The sequence below is a fragment of the Noviherbaspirillum malthae genome (genome assembly GCF_015352985.1).
Classification (GTDB): domain Bacteria; phylum Pseudomonadota; class Gammaproteobacteria; order Burkholderiales; family Burkholderiaceae_D; genus Noviherbaspirillum; species Noviherbaspirillum malthae.
Genome location: NZ_JACYXF010000004.1, coordinates 291,686 through 308,144 on the forward strand (window position 1 = coordinate 291,686; position 16,459 = coordinate 308,144).

Consider the following 16,459-nt stretch of genomic DNA (forward strand, 5'->3'; position numbering starts at 1 on the left):
TCGATGGATTTTTTCGACTGGCAAGGCGCGGGAGGAGTTCATAGCGGGGCTATGGATGACGAGCGCGACGCGGCCAGGTGGAAAAAGACGCGCTCTCATGGCATGGAATGATTTGGGATTGGTATTACCTCGCCTTGGGCGGATGGTCGACCAGCCTGGCGACTTTCTGCACCGCCTCATGCCGCGCCTTCGCCGACTTGCGATTCGGATCCAGCGTGCGCAGGCGCGCATAGGTCTGGTTGGCCAGCTTGACGTACACGTCCCCGATATTTTCCAGGGCGACCGAATAGCCGGCGTCGGCGCGCAGCGACTGCCTCAGCAGCAGGCGAGCCTCGCCGTATTGGCCGTTCGCCGCCTGGATCACGGCCATGTTGTTGAACGGTTCCGGCATCTCCGGATGGTCCGCCGCCAGCGCTTCGAAGGCGCGCAGCGCTTCCGCTTGCCTGTCCTGTGCCATCAGCGCCGTGCCGCGGTAAAGCCGGATCTGCGGCTGGTTGCGGCTTTCTTCCGGCAGCGCATCGATTCTGTTGAGCGCTTCCTGGTAACGGCCCGACTGCAGCAGCACGGCGACGTCTTCGGCTTCATTCGTGCCGGCAGCCGCAGCGCCTCCCGCCGTCATCGTCATCGCCGCCAGGCAGAGGAATGCGATGCGGGATGCGATGCGCTCGTTGAAGGTATTGAATGTTCTCATGGCTTCCACTTCCCTGTGGTGTTCCTGAACCCGCTTGATGATGTTGCTTCATGAGCGATGTTTGTTAATGACAAGAATATCCCTGGCGCAGCAGTCCATCAGCTGCCGGTAGACTTCCGGCGCGACATTGATGCAGCCCTTGGTAATGTTGCGCCGCTGGTCGGCGCGGCCGGACTGCAGCCGCTCCATGCGCCGCTCCCCCGGATTGAGGGTATAGACGCGATGGATGGCCCAGAGATATTTCTCGTTTTCCCGATACACCAGCACGCTGCCGTCGTAGCCGGCATCCTCGATGCGCCGAGGCGACAGGGAGTAGGTCCCTGCCGGCGTGTCCTGCCCTACCAGCGCGGGATGGCATGCGCCGGCAAAGCAGATGGTTGCAGCGAGAAGATCGACGATCACCATGACGGACGTCAGCCCAGCGGCTTCTTGCGCGTGACCGGCGGAGCCGGTTGCACCTCGGGCTCCGGCCGCGCGACTTCCGGCGGCGGAGCCACCACCTTCGCCACCGGCCGCACGAACAGGTACTCGCCCCGTCCGACCGCCGGCAGCACGCGATAGCCGGTGCACACCGCTTCATCGATCGTGCTGGCGGGCCCGCACTCCACCGGCAACTCGCGCGGCCAGATGACGGCCGCGGTGGGGTAGCCGGGAAGGTAATTGGGCAGGTGGTAGAGACCGTCCATCACATGCAGCGCGGATTCCGTACCGACTGCTGGACCATTGAACGGCGTGCCCGAGCCGAAGGGAAGGCGTTCGACCTGGAAGTTGAGTTCGCCTGCCGACGCGGCGCAGGTTCCGGCGGCAGCGGCGAGCAGAACGGCGTGGAATATCGCTTTCATGTTGTCTCCCGGCGCTCGTCAATAACGATACAGATCATCGTTACGGTTGCCGGAGCGCGAGTCGGCAACCGTACTGTTGCCTGCTCGCGCCTCCTGCGAGGTGACCGGACAATTGATGCCGGTCAGCTCGAATGCCTCCCGGTTGCGCTTGTCCATGCACAGGCGAGCGAGTGCTGCACCCTTGAAGCCCATGTTCCAGATTTCGCGCGCGTTCTTCAGCATGACGCAATTCTCATCCGTCCAGGTGGTGCCTGCGCTGAATCCGAACGACACGGCGCTGCCGCCGATGGATGTCGAACCCATGCAGGTATCGTTGCTGCTGGTCAGCGGCGGCGACACCGCCGTCGCCACCGGATTGCGCGCCTGCGCCTGATAGACGGCATGGCTGTCGATCGACAGCGACTGCCCCTGGCTGCCGACGCCGAGCGCGGCGCCGCCGCGGCTCGTGGAATTCGCCGCGGAGGTGGAATTGGATTGCGTCGTCGCGCTGGCAGGGCCCGCACTCAAGCTGGCGCTGCGCGGCTGCACGGGACTTGTGCGCAGCGCCGTGCCCTGTGCGGACACCGAGCCTGCGGCCGCGAGTGCGGCCAGCAAAATATAGGGTGTGAACTTCATGGTTTGTCTCGCCTGTGTTATGGGGGATGGTGATTAGCGGGCGCTGGGATAACCGGTCGAACCCGACAGGTTGGTCTTGCCGTAGAAGTAGCCGGTCGAATTGATGTTGGCGATGCCGGCGGCGTTCATCTGGTTCAGCGCTGCTGTCGTGTTGGCGCCGCTGGCATAGCCCTCGTTGCTGCCTGCGACATTGACGGAGTTGGTGGTCGTGGTGCCGACAACCGGCGCCGGTGCAGGCGTCGTCGTGGTCGGCGCCGGTGTCGCAACGGGCGTCGTGCTGTAGTTCTTGCCGTACTTGACTTCGGCCTGGAAGCCGGAGACGGTCTGGCCGGTGACGTAGCTGCCCTGGTTGGTGCCGGCCTTGATCAGGCTGTCGGTATGGGTGCCGGAACCGCCGCCGTTGAAGCCCTGGGTGACGCCCGGGATATTCAGCTTGCCGCGCACCGCCGTATCGGCGTAGCCGGAAGACATGGCCGAGCCGGTGCCGGAACCGGTGCTGGTGTTATAGGCCTTGCCCATGCTTTCGGTTTTCGTTTCGCCGGAGACGATGGCGTTGATGCCGTTCTGGCTCGGCGTGTAGGCACGGGTGGCATTGACGGTGGCGCTTGCCGTCTGGCTGTTGTGAGCGTAGGACGACGCGGTGCCGTTCTGGCCGACGGAGAAGTTGCCCTTGATCGATGTGCCGACCGAGACATTGCCCGATGTGACGGCATTCGACGGCGCGGGAGTCGTGGCATGCGCCGCGGCGTGTGTCAGCAGGACAGCCATGCCTGCGGTGATGCTTGCGATGAGATGTGTTGTTTTCATGTTGTTTCCTTTGGTGTGGTGTTATGAGGAACGAGCACGGCCCGTTCAGCCATTAGGTGTTCGCGGCAATAGCCGGGGTTCCAGTATCTCCAGTGAACGCAGGCGCGGCAGACGACGGCCGCTCGAGCGTTATCGCTTTGCGCTGCAGGCGGCACCGGTTCGCGGATCCCTCGTGATCACCTTGTGCGACAAGGTTTTGCGACGGAGGCAGGACCTTACCACCGGTGAACGGGATTCATGGCGTTGAGAAATCTCAATAATTATCAAAGGAGAGAGGAAGAGAGCGGATGGCGTCAGGGCCGCCATTGCGGAGGCCAGGCTGCAGCAAATGCATGGTGCCGGCTGCAGTAACTTCAAGCGGGTGAAGGGAGTTGGGGGCGGGGCTGATGTGGTGAGTGCGTAGCTGGATAAGAGGAGATTTACGGTGCATCGCGAAGACATCGCTCCATCCACGCAGCATCGTCTTCTCCCCCCTTGGAAGGCGGCCGGCAAGGTAGAGGACGGGTGTGGGGGGATGGGTTACATGTAAGGTGGCAAACCCATCCCAGCCTTCCACCTTGCCGGCCGCCTTCCAAGGGGGAAGGAGCGTCCTTTGTGTGCTCAACCGCTCTTATCTCTGCTACCCGTAGCCCCTGGACTGCAAGCATTGCCACACATCAGGCTTTCAATGCACCCCGCCCATCTTCTGCAGATGCCGCATGCTGGTTCTCATGCGCTCGGCAAGCCGGGAATTGCGCGCCGGGATATCGCGCTCGGCAACCGCACGGAGGATGCGATCATCCCCCAGCACCCACAGCTTGCTGCGCGCCCGCGAAAACGCGGTATAAAGAATGCCGCGATGCACGAAGTTGGGCGAGCCGTTGGTGCACACGAAAATCACCACTTCATATTCCGAACCCTGCGCCGCATGAACCGTCATCGCATAGGCCAGCCCGATCGACTCGACTTCCTTGCCGGGAAAGCGGATGGCGCGGCCGTCGTCGAGTTCGAGATGCACGTCGATCACGTTGCGCCCGGTCTCGTCGACGCTGAAGTCGCGGATGAAGCCGGTATCGCCGTTGACCACCTGCTCGGCCAGCTTGTTGCCATGGGCATCGACACCGTGTTCGATCAGGATGTTCTTGCGGATGATGATGCGGTCGCCCACGTGCAGCGTCGTCCCCACGACGCGCGTACCGTCCGTGTTAAGCCGCTGCCGCAGCAGTTCGTTGAGGTAGGTGATATTCCAGCCGGGCAGATGAATGTCGCCCTTGCGGCGCGGCATCAGCAGTCCGACGCGCTCGATGCCGCAGCGTTCGATGGCTTTCAGGTAGGCATTGGTGACGCGGGTGATGCCGATATCGTCCGGCTCCGGCAGGCGGCGCGAGAAACTCACGTCCTCCCGGTTCTCGCAGTCGACCTCGCCGCTGCCTGCCTTGCGCACCACCTCCAGGATGCCGCCGTCATTGCGGTAGGTATGCACGAGCCGATGGTGGTCGAAGGGCATCTGCAGCAGATCCTTGAGCACCTGCCCGGGACCGACCGACTGCAGCTGGTCGACGTCGCCGAGGAAGATCACATGCGTGTCGGGGCCGACCGCCTCCATCAGTGCTCGCGTCAGCATCAGGTCGTCCATCGAGGTTTCGTCGGCGATGACGATCTCGGCATCGAGCGGATTGTGCTCGTTGTATTCGAAGCCTTCCGCCGTCACGCCGAGCATGGCGTGGATCGTGGTAGCGGAGGCGCCGAAGCGCTGCACCCGGGACGACAGCACCTTGGCCGCCTTGCCTGTGGGTGCGCAGAAGAGGATCTTCCTGTCCTTGGCCACATGCACCAGGATTTCCATCAGTGCGGTCTTGCCGCAGCCGGGTCCGGCGGTCAGGGTATGCACCAGGTGCGTCGAGGTGAGCATGCCGATGATGGCCTTGCGCTGCGACTCGTCCAGACGAAAGGCATGCTTTTCGGTCGATAGCATGGCCTCGGCATCGGCAATCTCGCTTTCCAGTTCTTCTTTCGGCGCATCGATGATCGGCGCCGCCATCTGAAGGGCGCGCACGGCGAAATTCCTGGCCAGTGCCCGCTCGGCATTCCAGAGGTGGCGCGGATAGTAGCGGTCACTGTCGATGACGATCGGCTCCTTGCGCGCCTTGGCGGCGGCCATCGCGCTTTCCGGGCTGACGTCGGGATCGATGGCGCCGATGCGCTCGGACAGGTTTTCCAGATTGAGAAAGACATGACCATTGCGCTCGCAGCCGTCGCGCAAGGCATGCGTGGCAAGCGCGGCGAGACGGAATTCATGGAAGCGCGGGAAGCCGATGCCGCGCAATGCGATCAGGTCTGCGGCGGCAAAGCCGTAGCCTTCGATGTCCTGTATGGGAGCGTACGGATCTTTCGAATATAGCGCCCAGGCTGCGGCAATGGGTTCGCGCTTTTCCTCGACGCGGCCGGCCAGCCATTCGGCCAGCTTGCGCAGGATGCTGTCCTTGACGCCGATGATGCCGATGCGGGTGGACAGGTCGCGATAGATCAGACCTTTCAGGTCTTCCGCGCCGGCCACCGACACCTTGCGCTTCGTCACTCTGGAGAAGTCGAGCGCGTACGGATTGCTGACCAGCTGGTCGCGCAGTTTCGTCAGGTCGCCGCGGTAGAGATCGATGATCTTCTTCGCCGTCGCCGCGCCGCAGCCCTTGAAGTTCTTTTGCAGATGGCGAACCAGCGCTTCGTCATCGATCGGAATGTCGATGGCGGCGATCTCGCATTCGAACTGCTTGCCGAAGCGCGGATGCACGACGATGCGCCCATCCATGCGGTAGCGGTTTCCCTCGCTCAGGCCGACCAGGGATTCGCCGGTGACGACAAGGTAGCTGCCGTCTTCCAGCTTGACGATGCCCCGGCCCCAGCGTTCGTTGTACACCTGGCAGGAGGTGAGCGTGCCGGTGATCTGCTGTGTCTCCACTGTCATGCCTGTCGTGCCCAAAAAGAAGCCGGCAATCCCAGTGCGCTGGAATTGCCGGCGTGAGAGACTGCCATGCCCCATCCTAGGGGGCGCGCAGCCCCGAGAACCCATCGAATGCAAGGCGCGGCGACGCGTCGTAGCGGGGCTACGGCAAGGAGCCGCAACGCCGCAGGCGATGGGTTCTCGGGGCTGCCCGAAGGGTTCCTATCAAAAGGGCGCCCCGCGGTGTCGCAGAACGCTTGCAGTGCCCGCACTGCGGCACGTCCTGCTCCTATCGGATGCATCCCTTTTGATAGGAACGCGCTCCCTGGGATAGGGCATGGCAGTCTCTAAAAGCTCATTCACCATGTTGAATGAATGAGCCTGCTTCGCTCGGTACTGCCTGATCGAACAGAATCCTTAGAACGGAATCGCATCGTCGATCAGGTCGAAGCGCGATGCGCCGGCGCGGGAGGCGGTGCCGGTGTCGCGCTGCTGAGCTTGTCCCTGGTCGGCATCGGCGTGATGCTCATCGGCATGCTCGGATTCGCCGTCATGCTCGTGCGGACGTCCGCCCAGCATGCGCATGTCGTCGGCGATGATTTCCACCGCAATGCGCTCGACGTCATCCTTGCCGACCCATTTGCGGGTCTGCAGGCGGCCTTCGACATAGACCAGCGAACCCTTCTTCAGGTATTCGCCGGCGATCTCGGCCAGCTTGCGGTACAGCACCACGCGATGCCATTCGGTGGTCTGCTTGCGCTCGCCGGTGGACTTGTCCTTCCAGGTCTCTGTCGTGGCCAGCGTGAACTGCGTGACGGCATCACCGTTCGCAGTAACGCGGCGCTCGGGGTCGCGGCCGAGATGGCCGATCAGTGTGACTTTGTTCAGTGTTGCCATTGCAATCTCCTCTGGGGTTGATGCGACTTGGAATTACTGGATATCAAGGCGTACGCCTTGTTCGGTATGCACCCCTGCCACCGGTATGCCGGCCTTCAGGGCGGCGGCGATGGCACGCTTGTTCGGCGTCGGCGCCGGTGCTTCATGGTGCGTGAAGTACTCGGACTGCAGCTGCGCTTCGTCGTCGATCACCACGGTCAGCGGATTCTTCTTCACCGCCATCGAGAACAGCGCGGTGTTGACCCTGTCGCGTCCGGCCGTGCGCATCAGGTCGAGAATGAGCTGGCGGCCGCGCTGGGCGGCGCGCTGCAGGGCCTCATGCCGGGCTTCCAGGTGCGTGATGGTCTGCTCGACGCCGCGCGTGGCGGATTCGATGTTCCTGACCATTTTCGCCAGGTTTTCCAGCCGCGCATCGAGCGGCTCGGACATGCTTTCCAGCGTGTCCGCGATGACCTGTTCGTCGTCATGCCGCTCCGCCAGCAGCTCGGCCAGCCGGCGGTACTGCGTGGCGACTTCGAAAGCCTCGAAGATCGGGTTCATGCAGCCATCCCGTAGGCTTCGTCATGCACTTCCAGCAAGGCCTTGCGCTGGTCCTTCAGCGCGGTCAGCTCGGCCAGCGCGTTGGCGTCCGGCAGCGAATTGGCGACGCGGTAGGCCACCGAGAACGCGCGGTACAGGTCGTCGAGATTGCCGGCGCGGTTGATCGCATCCATCATCGCGGTCTTCTGGTCGGGCGACATCACGTTGGCCGGCTGCGCGCTGTCGACGCCGCTGTTGAGCCAGCTCAGCAGCTTGCGGCCGGTCTCGACGTCGGGACGGAAGATCTCGGCGTCGAACAGGCGCGTGCGGTCCTTGCCGGCATAGGCCATGTGCTGCACGTCGAGCTCGAAGAAGGTGGTGAACTCGTATTCGATGCCGTCGCGCATGATCGGCGCCAGGCCGATCTTGCGCACCACCTGCTTGCCGGTGCGCTCGTCCTTCTCCTGCACATACTCGGTCTTGGCGCGCATGGTTGCGATGATGTGGCAGCGGCTCTGCAGCAGCGCTTCGACCAGCGCATTGTGCTCGGGCGTCACCTGCCGCCATGCCTGCCAGCTGTTGCCGGACTTGTCGGCGATCTTGCCCTGCCGGTCGAGCGAACCGCCCTCGCCGCTCCAGGCATGGGTCAGGCTGTCGATGATGATGGTCGACACGCCGATGTCTTCCAGCGCATGGATCGCTTCGATGTAGCGCGCGGGCGTGTACGGCGGCGACAGCGACAGCACGTCGTAGCCTTCGGGCAGCAGGTCGGCATACAGGTCGCCGCTGCCGTGCTCGGTGTCGATCATGCCGATGCGTCCGCCCAGGCCGCTGGCGATCTGGAGAGCGGAATAGGTCTTGCCGCTGCCTGCCGGACCCGACATGCCCAGACGGAGTTTTGCGCGGCGCTTGGTTGCGCGGTGAATTTCAAATGTAGCCATGGTAAGTCGTGTCCTTTCTGGTTCCTGGTCGTTCAACTGCTCGAACTGCTCCTGACGGCCGATCTGCTCATACCACTGCATGCCGCCATCATCCATTCCAGCTTGGCAATCCATCAAGCGATTCCAATCATTGAGATCCGTTCACTGCTATCTTTCAGGTAGCATTTTCTTGTTCGGTTTCTCCCTGTTGCCGCCTTGCCGCCATGCCTGCATCAATGCAGGTTCTTGATATCGGCCTGCTCGAGCAGCGCCACTTCTTCGGCATCCTTGCTGCTTCCCTGCAGCAGCTGTTCGGCATGGGCCGCCGTCATGCGGCCCATCTCGACCGCTTCCCGCAGCACCTGCTCGCGCGCAGCCACATCGCTGCCCAGCGACGGCGTCCAGCGCGCCGGCTCGCGGCGCAGCCTCGCTTCGAGCACGCACTTCACGTACAGTTCGCGAAACACCGTCTGCGCGCCGCCGACGTCACCGCTTTCGAGCATGGGCAGCACCGCGCCCCAGGCGTGGGCCATTTCCTCGGTCCACACCACGGAGGTGCGCTCGTCGCGCGGCAGCAGCGCCCAGGCTTCGTCCACGCCCGGCCGGCCGTCTTCGAGGCGCAGCAGGATCTCCTTGACCCGCAGCGGCCCCTGCAGTTCCAGCCTGCAGCGCGCCAGGGATGTCATCACGTCGTCCTCGCTGAAATCCGCCAGATCGTCCGCCAGCAACTCAGCAGCGGCGCGCGACAGCGCCTGACCGCAGACCTCGGCGGTGAGCGTGATGGCTTCCACCAGTTCCCGGTAGCTGATGTCGCGGCGCGGGTTGCTGGAGGCACTGCGGTTCTTCCACTGCGGATAATGAATTTTCGTCTTGCTCATAAACCCTGTTTACCGTTCTCGAAATTTGCACATGTAATGACGCGGCCAGCCTGCATATACAACTGATTTGGTCGCACAAAACCACCCAACATCGCGTTCCCGAGTTACACTGCCGGCTGCAGAGTGGAGAACACTGCGAGCGGCCCGCTCATGACGCTGTCAACAAGGAAGAAGTCGAATGGCGATGGATAGTGCACAAATCCGGCACAAGAACTTTCACAAGCTCTATACCGATTTCGTCGACCAGCGCCCCCACCTGCCGCAGCGCGGCATGCTCAAGCTCTTCGCTGAATATCTAGGTTTATCGGACCGATACCTCAGCCATATCAAATGCAACCGCAAAAACATCGGCAGCAATGTCGCCCGCAACATCGAAGAGCGACTCAAGCTGCCCCGTGGCTGGATGGATCGGGAACATGACCGGTTAAATCCACCGGTCGACGAGAACGAAAAGCTGTTTATCGAAATGGCCTTGACCCTGTTTCGAACGCAGCAAGCCGAGGCACGTGAATTCATGATCACCATGTTGCGCCAACGTCTTGAGACTTCATCCTCTAAGCCAGAAACCCGGCAGTCACGCCGGTAAAAACCTGCCTGCATACTCTGTCAGGCCCTGACCATACAGTCTTTTCAGCACTGTATGCATATACAGTATTTTAATCAAATCGGGGAGTGACTACAACAAGAATTTCAGATTTTTCAGCGAAATCAGAGAGGCTCTGCCGTACTGCACACATCTGCGCAACACCTTGAATTTACTCATGTTTTCCTTGCAGGAAAGGCAAGAGGAACAACGCAGTACCGCTTATTTCATATGCGTTTCGTCCGCATTTTTTCAAGCGTCTCCCTGCATATTTTTTCAGCAGGTCGCTTACACAGAAGATCGCCATTATTTTAAATATGCAATCTTTATTTAATGCATTATTAATTATTGGAAAGATTAATTAAATGACAGCCTTGAATCGTTAAATAAAGTTAAATATTGCATAAATTTAATTAACGTGAAAACAAGGCTGCCGGCTGGCGGAGAGAAAAATTGCTAGGCCAGCAAGACGATGTAGATGGTCAGCAAACAGCAAACGACAACGGCATTGCCCGCCGCATATGCCCAGTTTCTGCCGAGGCTGATCTGGTAGAGACCGACGCCGGCATAGCGGCTTGCCGTGAGCGACAGCACCGAGAACGGCGTGACACTGGCGGACAGGCCCCAGCCCGCCAGGATGGCGGCCATGTGCGAGATCGGCGGGATGCCTAGTACCGATGGTGTCAGCGTCGATGCGAGGAAGACTGCGGAGAGCACCGGATGAATGCCCGCCAGCGCTGCCGCCATGATGCCGAAGACGAGAAAGGCCACCGCCCAGAACGGATGGCCGCTCAGGTGGCTGCCGATGAAGGCAACCCAGGCTTGCGGGAAGGCATCGGCCATGATGCTGCCGGCGCAGCCTGCAGACAGGAAAAGACTGGCTTCGCTGGCCAGTGCGGGAAACAGCCGCATGCTGGCCAGCAGGCCCTGCACGCCGTTCGACAGCCTGCGGCCGGGTTCGCCCATGCCTGCGTTGAAGGCGAGCGAGACGAGCGGTCCCATCATGATGATGGCGGCGGAAATCACGATCTGCAGCATCCTGCTCAGGCTCATGATCACGACGAGAAAGCTCAGCAGGACGAGCACAACCGGCGCGGCGATCCACAGCAGGGTCGACAGCGGGGTTGCAGGGGTTGCATGTGCCGCGCCGGATGCGCTGGCCTGAGCATGGCTGGCTGCGCGCCTGCCGGCGACATGCTGCATGAGCACGCTGACGAACATGGTCAGCTGGCCGAGCGCAAGGCCGATCGGAAAGACCTCCGCCCAGTGCAATGTGGGATAAAGGGCCAGCAGGATGGCCATGTTGCCAAATACCGGGCTCCAGCAGCTTGCGGCGGAAAAGCCGCGGCCCACGGAGATGACTGTTGCCGTGCGCGTCTCGCTCGGCTTTTCCGTAGACGGCGCGGCCATCACGTACATCAGGTTGGCGCCGGCCAGGCCAAGGATGCCGGAGAAGAACTGGCTGGCGAGCGTGAAGGCCGCGTAGCGCGGCGTACCCTCGCGCTCGCGCAGGGCGGCCCCGATCAGCTGGATGCGCGGACTCTGCACCGCGCAGCGCGCGATCAGCAGAACGCTCGCGGTCAGCGAGACCAGCAGGCCCGAAACGAAGACGCCGCGCTGTACCGCGGCGACCGCATCCTTGGCAAACGGTATCGCCAGCAGGCCGACCGACAGCAGGACGAAGGACGTGGTGCGCAGCTTGCGGTTGATGCGGCCGAAGCCGGCGGCAATCAGCAGCAGCAAGGCGCCGAGCATGGGCAGGTAGAGCCACGACGGCCCGCCGAACGCGCTTGCGACCGAACTGGCCGCAAGCGCCATGACGGCCGCGATGCCGACTTTCGTGCCGGCATCGCCGCCTGTCATGGCATGGCTTTCGGCGCTGTTGCCTGTATTGCTGCCGGAGGTGCCGGCGGTTTCACTCTGTGACCGGGATTCGGATCGATCGGACTGCATGCCTATCGGTTCGCCGGCGTCGGCAGGGACAGCAGCTCGTTGTCTTCTTCCTTGCGCAGCTGCGCCATGTGCATCGCATACTGCTCCAGCCGCTTGTCCTCATCCGTCTGCGGCACCCAGGAGGGAACGCTCACGGTGTCGCCGCCGCCATCGACCGCAACGAAGACGATCAGGCAGCGCGTGGTCAGCTTGCGGGCGCCGGTGCGCGGATCGGTGGCGCACACTTCGATGGCGATGTGCATGCTGGAACTGCCGGTATGCACCACGCTCGCCTTCACGTCGACGACCTGGCCGATGAAAATGGGCTTGTAGAAACGAATGCCGCCGACATAAACGGTCACGCAGTAATAGCCGCTCCAGCCGACCGCGCAGGCATAGCCGGCCTGGTCGATCCATTTCATCACGGCGCCGCCGTGCACCTTGCCGCCGAAGTTCACATCGCCCGGCTCGGCAAGAAAACGCAGCGTGATTTCGCGCGGACGGCTGGTTTCTGTGGCTTTGGAATTCATTCGATTCTCCCTGTCATCATGGTTGGCGCTGCATGCAGCACCGAATGGCATCCAGTGTAATGGCTATCCGGTCCTGCTGGAATAGCGGCATGCGATTCCAGCGCATTCGTTTCGACGGTCTGGCCGCCAGTCCGCCTAGCCAATCGACATGCCGGGATTATGGGACAATCCCCAGCTCCAACAAAGACGCTACCTATCGCTATCCAGGAACCACCGCATGAAACACCGACTTCTTCAATTTGACCGCATGCAACCCTCGCTCGAAGCAGCGCTCGCCGAACGCTACGACGTGCATCCGCTCTGGACCGAATCCGATCGGAAGGATTTCCTTGCGCGGCGCGGCCATGAGTTCGCGGCGCTGGTCACGCGCGCGGCCAGCGGAGCCGACGCGGCCCTCATCGACGCCCTGCCTTCGCTGCGCGTCATTTCCAGCTTCGGCGTCGGACTGGACAAGCTCGATCTCGATGCGGCCAGACGGCGCGGCATTGCCGTCGGCTATACGCCCGACGTGCTCAATGATGCCGTGGCCGACACCGCGTTCGCCTTGCTGCTCGACGTCGCGCGCGGGCTGTCGGCAGCCGACCGCTTCGTGCGCCGGGGCGAATGGGCGACCAAAACCTTCCCCCTGTCGACGCAAGTCAGCGGCAAGCGGCTGGGCATCCTCGGACTCGGCCGCATCGGCCGCGTGATCGCGCGGCGCGCGTCGGGCTTCGACATGGAAGTGCGATATCACAACCGCAGGGAGCTGGCGGATGCGCCTTATGCCTACGAGGCATCGCTGGAAGAACTCGCCCGCTGGGCCGATTTCCTGGTCATCGCCAGCGCGGGCGGTCCGGAAGCCCGGCATCTGGTGTCGGCGAACATCCTTGATGCGCTGGGACCGTCGGGCTTCCTGATCAACATCTCGCGCGGCACCGTGGTCGACGAGGCGGCGCTGGTGGAGGCGCTCGCACAGCGCCGCATCGCCGGCGCCGGGCTCGATGTGTTCGAGAACGAACCGCATGTGCCTCAGGCGCTGTTCGGACTCGACAACGTGGTCCTGCTGCCGCACATGGCCAGCGCCACGCACGAAACCCGGGAGGCGATGGCTGCGCTGGTCCTGGAAAACCTGGCGCATTTCTTCGAGCACGGTACGCCCAAGGCGTCCGCAATCTGAGCAGCCCCGGCCTGCCTGGTCCTTGCTAGCGGGCCAGGGGCATGCCAGAAAGGCAACTCTTTCGGCTGCAGTTGCACCGGTGCGACGCGGAGCACCGTAAAAGCCGATACAGACAGGGAATAAGGAAGCGGACAGACCTCTTTCCGCTTCCACTAAAATGTTTCCTTGTGGCATTATTTGGGCATTGAACATCATGCCCAATCATGCATCCCTGCTTCGCCGAGAAGACGGGCCGCCACCGCGAGCAGCCGAATGACTCCGCACTTTCCTCCCAGCCAAAGCCTGCCCGGCACCAAATCCACCATTCGCCTGGTTGCCGATTCCGCGCCCATGGTGATGTGGATGCTGGACGCGGAAAATGTCTGCACCTACATCAATCCGAGCACGGCGGCCCTGTTTGCGGAAAACGAGAAGATCGATATCTCGGCCTGGCTGGAATTCATGCATCCGGACGACATGCCGCGCGTCCTTCCCGTTTTGCATGAGGCCATCGCGGCCAGGCGGGAATACCAGCTGCGCTACCGCATCCTCCGCAGCGACGGCTCGATCCGCTGGATGCAGGGCACCGGCGCGCCGCGCTTCGACGGCAGCGGCGAATTCATCGGCTATAACGGCACCGAGATCGATGTCAGCGACCATCATGCGGCGCTGGAAGACATCAGCAAGAGCGAAGCCACGCACCGGCTGCTGACGGAAAACAGCCTGGACGTGATCACCCACCATGACGGCGCCAGCATCGTGCGGCACATTTCATCGTCGGTAACGCCCCTGCTCGGCTACGAGCCCTCCGAACTGCTCGGCACCTCGGCCTACGAGCATATCCATGCCGATGACAAGGCGCTCATCATCGCAGAGGTGAAGCGCCAGCTTGCCGGCGGCGAAGGCAGGATGGTGGAACTGCGCAAGCGGCACAAGCTGGGCCATTACGTGTGGATGGCGACCAAGATGCGCACGCTGATCGATCCGCTCACGAAGGAATGCACCGGCGTGATCTCGGTCTGCCGCGACATGACCTTCGAGCGCCAGGCCACCGAGGAACTGAAGAAGCGCGAGGAGCGCTTTCGCAGCCTGACCACCCTTTCCTCCGACTGGTACTGGGAAACGGACGAGGCAGACCGCTTCACCTTCATTTCCGAGGGCGCGGAAAGAATTTTCGATACGCCGGCCAGCTACTTTCTGCAAAAAACGCGCGCGGACATCGCGGCCGACCTGTCCGAACCGGGCCTGCGGGAGTATCGCGAGAGGCTTGCGGGCAGGCAGCCGTTCCGGGATCTGCGCTATTCGAGCATCTCGCCCGGCGACGGCAAGCTGTGCTGCGTGAGCATATCGGGCGAGCCGGTATTCGAAGACGGCATCTTCCGCGGCTACCGCGGCATCGGCCGCGACGTGACGCAGGAAATCGAGGTCGCCGAACGCCTGCTGCAGCTCGCCAACGAAAACAAGGCGCTGGTCGAAAACTCGCTGGACATCATCGCGCTGCTGGATGCGGAAGGGCGCTTCCTGCGCATCAACGGCGCGCTCACCGAGATTCTCGGCTACCGGCCGGAGGAATGGCTGGGCCGGCCTTACTCCGACTTCCTGCATCCCGACGAACTGCAGGAGACGCGCGCGGTGGATGCCGGCCTGCGCACCGGCAAGAATACCGTCCAGGACTACGAAACGCGCTGGGTGCGCAGGGACGGCAGCATCGCGCATCTGTCACTGTCTGCGCGCTGGGCTGAAGACAGGGCTGCCCTGTACGTGACCGCCCGCGACGTCACTGCACGCAAGCAGGCCGAACGCCGTCTCGAACACCTGGCCACGCACGACACCCTGACCGGCCTGCCGAACCGCGCCTATCTCAACACCCGGGTGCAGCAGATGATCGAAGGCACGCCGCGCAATCAAAGCGTGGCCATCTTCTTCATCGATCTCGACCGCTTCAAGGAGGTCAACGATTCCTTCGGCCACGAACCGGGCGACATGCTGCTGTGCGAAGTGGGGCAGCGGCTGCAGAAGCATCTGCGGCCGGACGACTTCATCGCCCGCCTCGGCGGCGACGAGTTCGTGGTGGCCGCCCCCTGTTCCGCCGGCCGCGAGTCGGCGGACGCCATCGCCAGCAAGCTGCTGTCGACGCTCGGCGCGCCGGTGCAGGTCGCCGGACAGGAAGTGTTCGTCGGCGCATCGATCGGCATCAGCATGTACCCCGAGCACGGGCAGACCAAGGAACTGCTCTTCCAGTGCGCCGACACCGCGATGTACCGCGCCAAGGGAGCCGGGCGCAACGGCTACCGCTTCTTCGAGCCGGAGATGAGCATCGCGGCCAAGACCCGGATGACGCTCGACCTGTCGCTGCGCCATGCGCTGGAACGGCGGGAACTGTCGCTGCACTACCAGCCGCGTATCGATCTCAAGACCATGTCCATCGTCGGCATGGAAGCGCTGGCGCGCTGGCGCCATCCGGAACTGGGCGACGTGCCGCCGATGCAGTTCATCCCGATCGCCGAGGACAACGGCCTGATCGAAACCATAGGCCACTGGGTGCTGGAGGAAGCCTGCACCCAGACCCAGCGCCTGCTTGCCAAGTTCGGCAGGCAGCTGCGCATCTCGGTCAACCTGTCGGCGCGCCAGCTCAAGTCCCGCACCATCGTCGACCAGGTGCGCGGCATTCTCGACAAGACCGGCATTCCGCCGCAGCTGCTGGAACTGGAACTGACGGAAAGCGCGCTCATCGACGACATTGCGCACTCGGCCGGCATGCTCAAGCAGCTCAAGGCCCTGGGCATACAGCTTGCAGTCGACGATTTCGGCACCGGTTATTCCGGCCTGGCCTATCTGCGGCGCTTTCCGCTGGACGTGCTCAAGCTCGACCGCTCGTTCGTGATGCATCAGGACGAAGCAGAAAACAGCCCCGAATTCATCAAGGCCTTCGTCGACATGGCGCATGCCCTGAAGATGGCGGTAGTGGCCGAAGGCGTCGAGACCGCGGAAACGCTGCAATTCCTGCGCAAAGCGTCCTGCGACGAAGCGCAAGGCTACTTCCTGGCAAGGCCGCTGACGCTGGAGGCTTTCGAAGCCTACCTGTCGCGGCTGCCTGGCACGGCCAAGTAAGGCAGGGCAGCCGGCGGCGGCAGGCTACAATGCCGGGAATGATGCGGCAGCTGCGGCAACCGCATCGTCCTCAATCCATCAT

General features: G+C 62.7%; 15 protein-coding genes. 3 read left to right on the top strand and 12 right to left on the bottom strand.

Features of this window, described 5'->3' with window-relative positions:
• Positions 1 to 124: 124 nt before the first annotated feature.
• The 10 genes from IGW03_RS09380 to IGW03_RS09425 all read right to left on the bottom strand — a co-directional run bounded on the left by IGW03_RS09380 (position 125) and on the right by IGW03_RS09425 (position 9,086).
• Complete coding sequence (locus tag IGW03_RS09380; protein WP_194722268.1) at positions 125 to 691, bottom strand: tetratricopeptide repeat protein; 567 nt, start codon at positions 689 to 691, stop codon at positions 125 to 127.
• Between the two features lie 48 nt (positions 692 to 739).
• On the bottom strand, positions 740 to 1,096 hold the full coding sequence (locus tag IGW03_RS09385) for a murein L,D-transpeptidase (RefSeq protein WP_194722269.1): 357 nt from the start codon (positions 1,094 to 1,096) through the stop codon (positions 740 to 742).
• An 8-nt stretch (positions 1,097 to 1,104) separates the two neighbouring features.
• Positions 1,105 to 1,533 carry a hypothetical protein gene (locus IGW03_RS09390; RefSeq protein WP_194722270.1) on the bottom strand — a complete coding sequence of 143 codons (429 nt, stop codon included), beginning with the start codon at positions 1,531 to 1,533 and terminating at the stop codon, positions 1,105 to 1,107.
• Between the two features lie 18 nt (positions 1,534 to 1,551).
• Complete coding sequence (locus IGW03_RS37965) at positions 1,552 to 2,148, bottom strand: hypothetical protein (RefSeq protein WP_228535267.1); 597 nt, start codon at positions 2,146 to 2,148, stop codon at positions 1,552 to 1,554.
• A 33-nt stretch (positions 2,149 to 2,181) separates the two neighbouring features.
• Complete coding sequence (locus IGW03_RS09400) at positions 2,182 to 2,955, bottom strand: hypothetical protein (protein ID WP_194722271.1); 774 nt, start codon at positions 2,953 to 2,955, stop codon at positions 2,182 to 2,184.
• 664 nt (positions 2,956 to 3,619) lie between these two features.
• Positions 3,620 to 5,896, bottom strand: coding sequence for an AAA family ATPase (locus IGW03_RS09405; protein WP_194722272.1), 2,277 nt, complete (start codon positions 5,894 to 5,896; stop codon positions 3,620 to 3,622).
• Positions 5,897 to 6,289: 393 nt separating this feature from the next.
• Positions 6,290 to 6,769, bottom strand: a complete 480-nt coding sequence (gene ssb, locus IGW03_RS09410; RefSeq protein WP_228535269.1) for a single-stranded DNA-binding protein — start codon at positions 6,767 to 6,769, stop codon at positions 6,290 to 6,292.
• A 33-nt stretch (positions 6,770 to 6,802) separates the two neighbouring features.
• The gene (locus IGW03_RS09415) at positions 6,803 to 7,309 is read right to left on the bottom strand and encodes a siphovirus Gp157 family protein (protein WP_194722273.1); all 507 of its coding nucleotides are present in this window, start codon (positions 7,307 to 7,309) and stop codon (positions 6,803 to 6,805) included.
• A complete protein-coding gene (locus tag IGW03_RS09420; RefSeq protein WP_194722274.1) occupies positions 7,306 to 8,229 on the bottom strand; it encodes an ATP-binding protein in 924 nt (307 codons plus the stop codon). The genes IGW03_RS09415 and IGW03_RS09420 overlap by 4 nt, the downstream gene beginning before the upstream one ends.
• Before the next feature lie 212 nt (positions 8,230 to 8,441).
• Entirely contained in the window at positions 8,442 to 9,086 is a 645-nt protein-coding gene (locus IGW03_RS09425) for a hypothetical protein (RefSeq protein WP_194722275.1), read from the bottom strand.
• Positions 9,087 to 9,264: 178 nt separating this feature from the next.
• Between IGW03_RS09425 and IGW03_RS09430 the strand changes: the two genes are divergently transcribed.
• Positions 9,265 to 9,672, top strand: a complete 408-nt coding sequence (locus IGW03_RS09430) for a hypothetical protein (RefSeq protein ID WP_194722276.1) — start codon at positions 9,265 to 9,267, stop codon at positions 9,670 to 9,672.
• 453 nt (positions 9,673 to 10,125) lie between these two features.
• Here IGW03_RS09430 and IGW03_RS09435 read toward each other — a convergent pair whose 3' ends face one another.
• Together IGW03_RS09435 and IGW03_RS09440 are read right to left on the bottom strand one after the other, a co-directional pair.
• The gene (locus IGW03_RS09435; RefSeq protein ID WP_194722277.1) at positions 10,126 to 11,622 is read right to left on the bottom strand and encodes a hypothetical protein; all 1,497 of its coding nucleotides are present in this window, start codon (positions 11,620 to 11,622) and stop codon (positions 10,126 to 10,128) included.
• Between the two features lie 2 nt (positions 11,623 to 11,624).
• On the bottom strand, positions 11,625 to 12,131 hold the full coding sequence (locus tag IGW03_RS09440; RefSeq protein WP_194722278.1) for an acyl-CoA thioesterase: 507 nt from the start codon (positions 12,129 to 12,131) through the stop codon (positions 11,625 to 11,627).
• Between the two features lie 217 nt (positions 12,132 to 12,348).
• On the opposite strand from IGW03_RS09440, the gene IGW03_RS09445 reads away from it, so the two are divergent.
• Both IGW03_RS09445 and IGW03_RS09450 read left to right on the top strand, forming a co-directional pair.
• Positions 12,349 to 13,287 carry a 2-hydroxyacid dehydrogenase gene (locus IGW03_RS09445; RefSeq protein WP_194722279.1) on the top strand — a complete coding sequence of 313 codons (939 nt, stop codon included), beginning with the start codon at positions 12,349 to 12,351 and terminating at the stop codon, positions 13,285 to 13,287.
• A 252-nt stretch (positions 13,288 to 13,539) separates the two neighbouring features.
• Positions 13,540 to 16,377: a sensor domain-containing protein gene (locus IGW03_RS09450; protein ID WP_194722280.1), complete on the top strand. Its 2,838-nt coding sequence runs from the start codon at positions 13,540 to 13,542 to the stop codon at positions 16,375 to 16,377.
• Positions 16,378 to 16,459 lie beyond the last annotated feature (82 nt).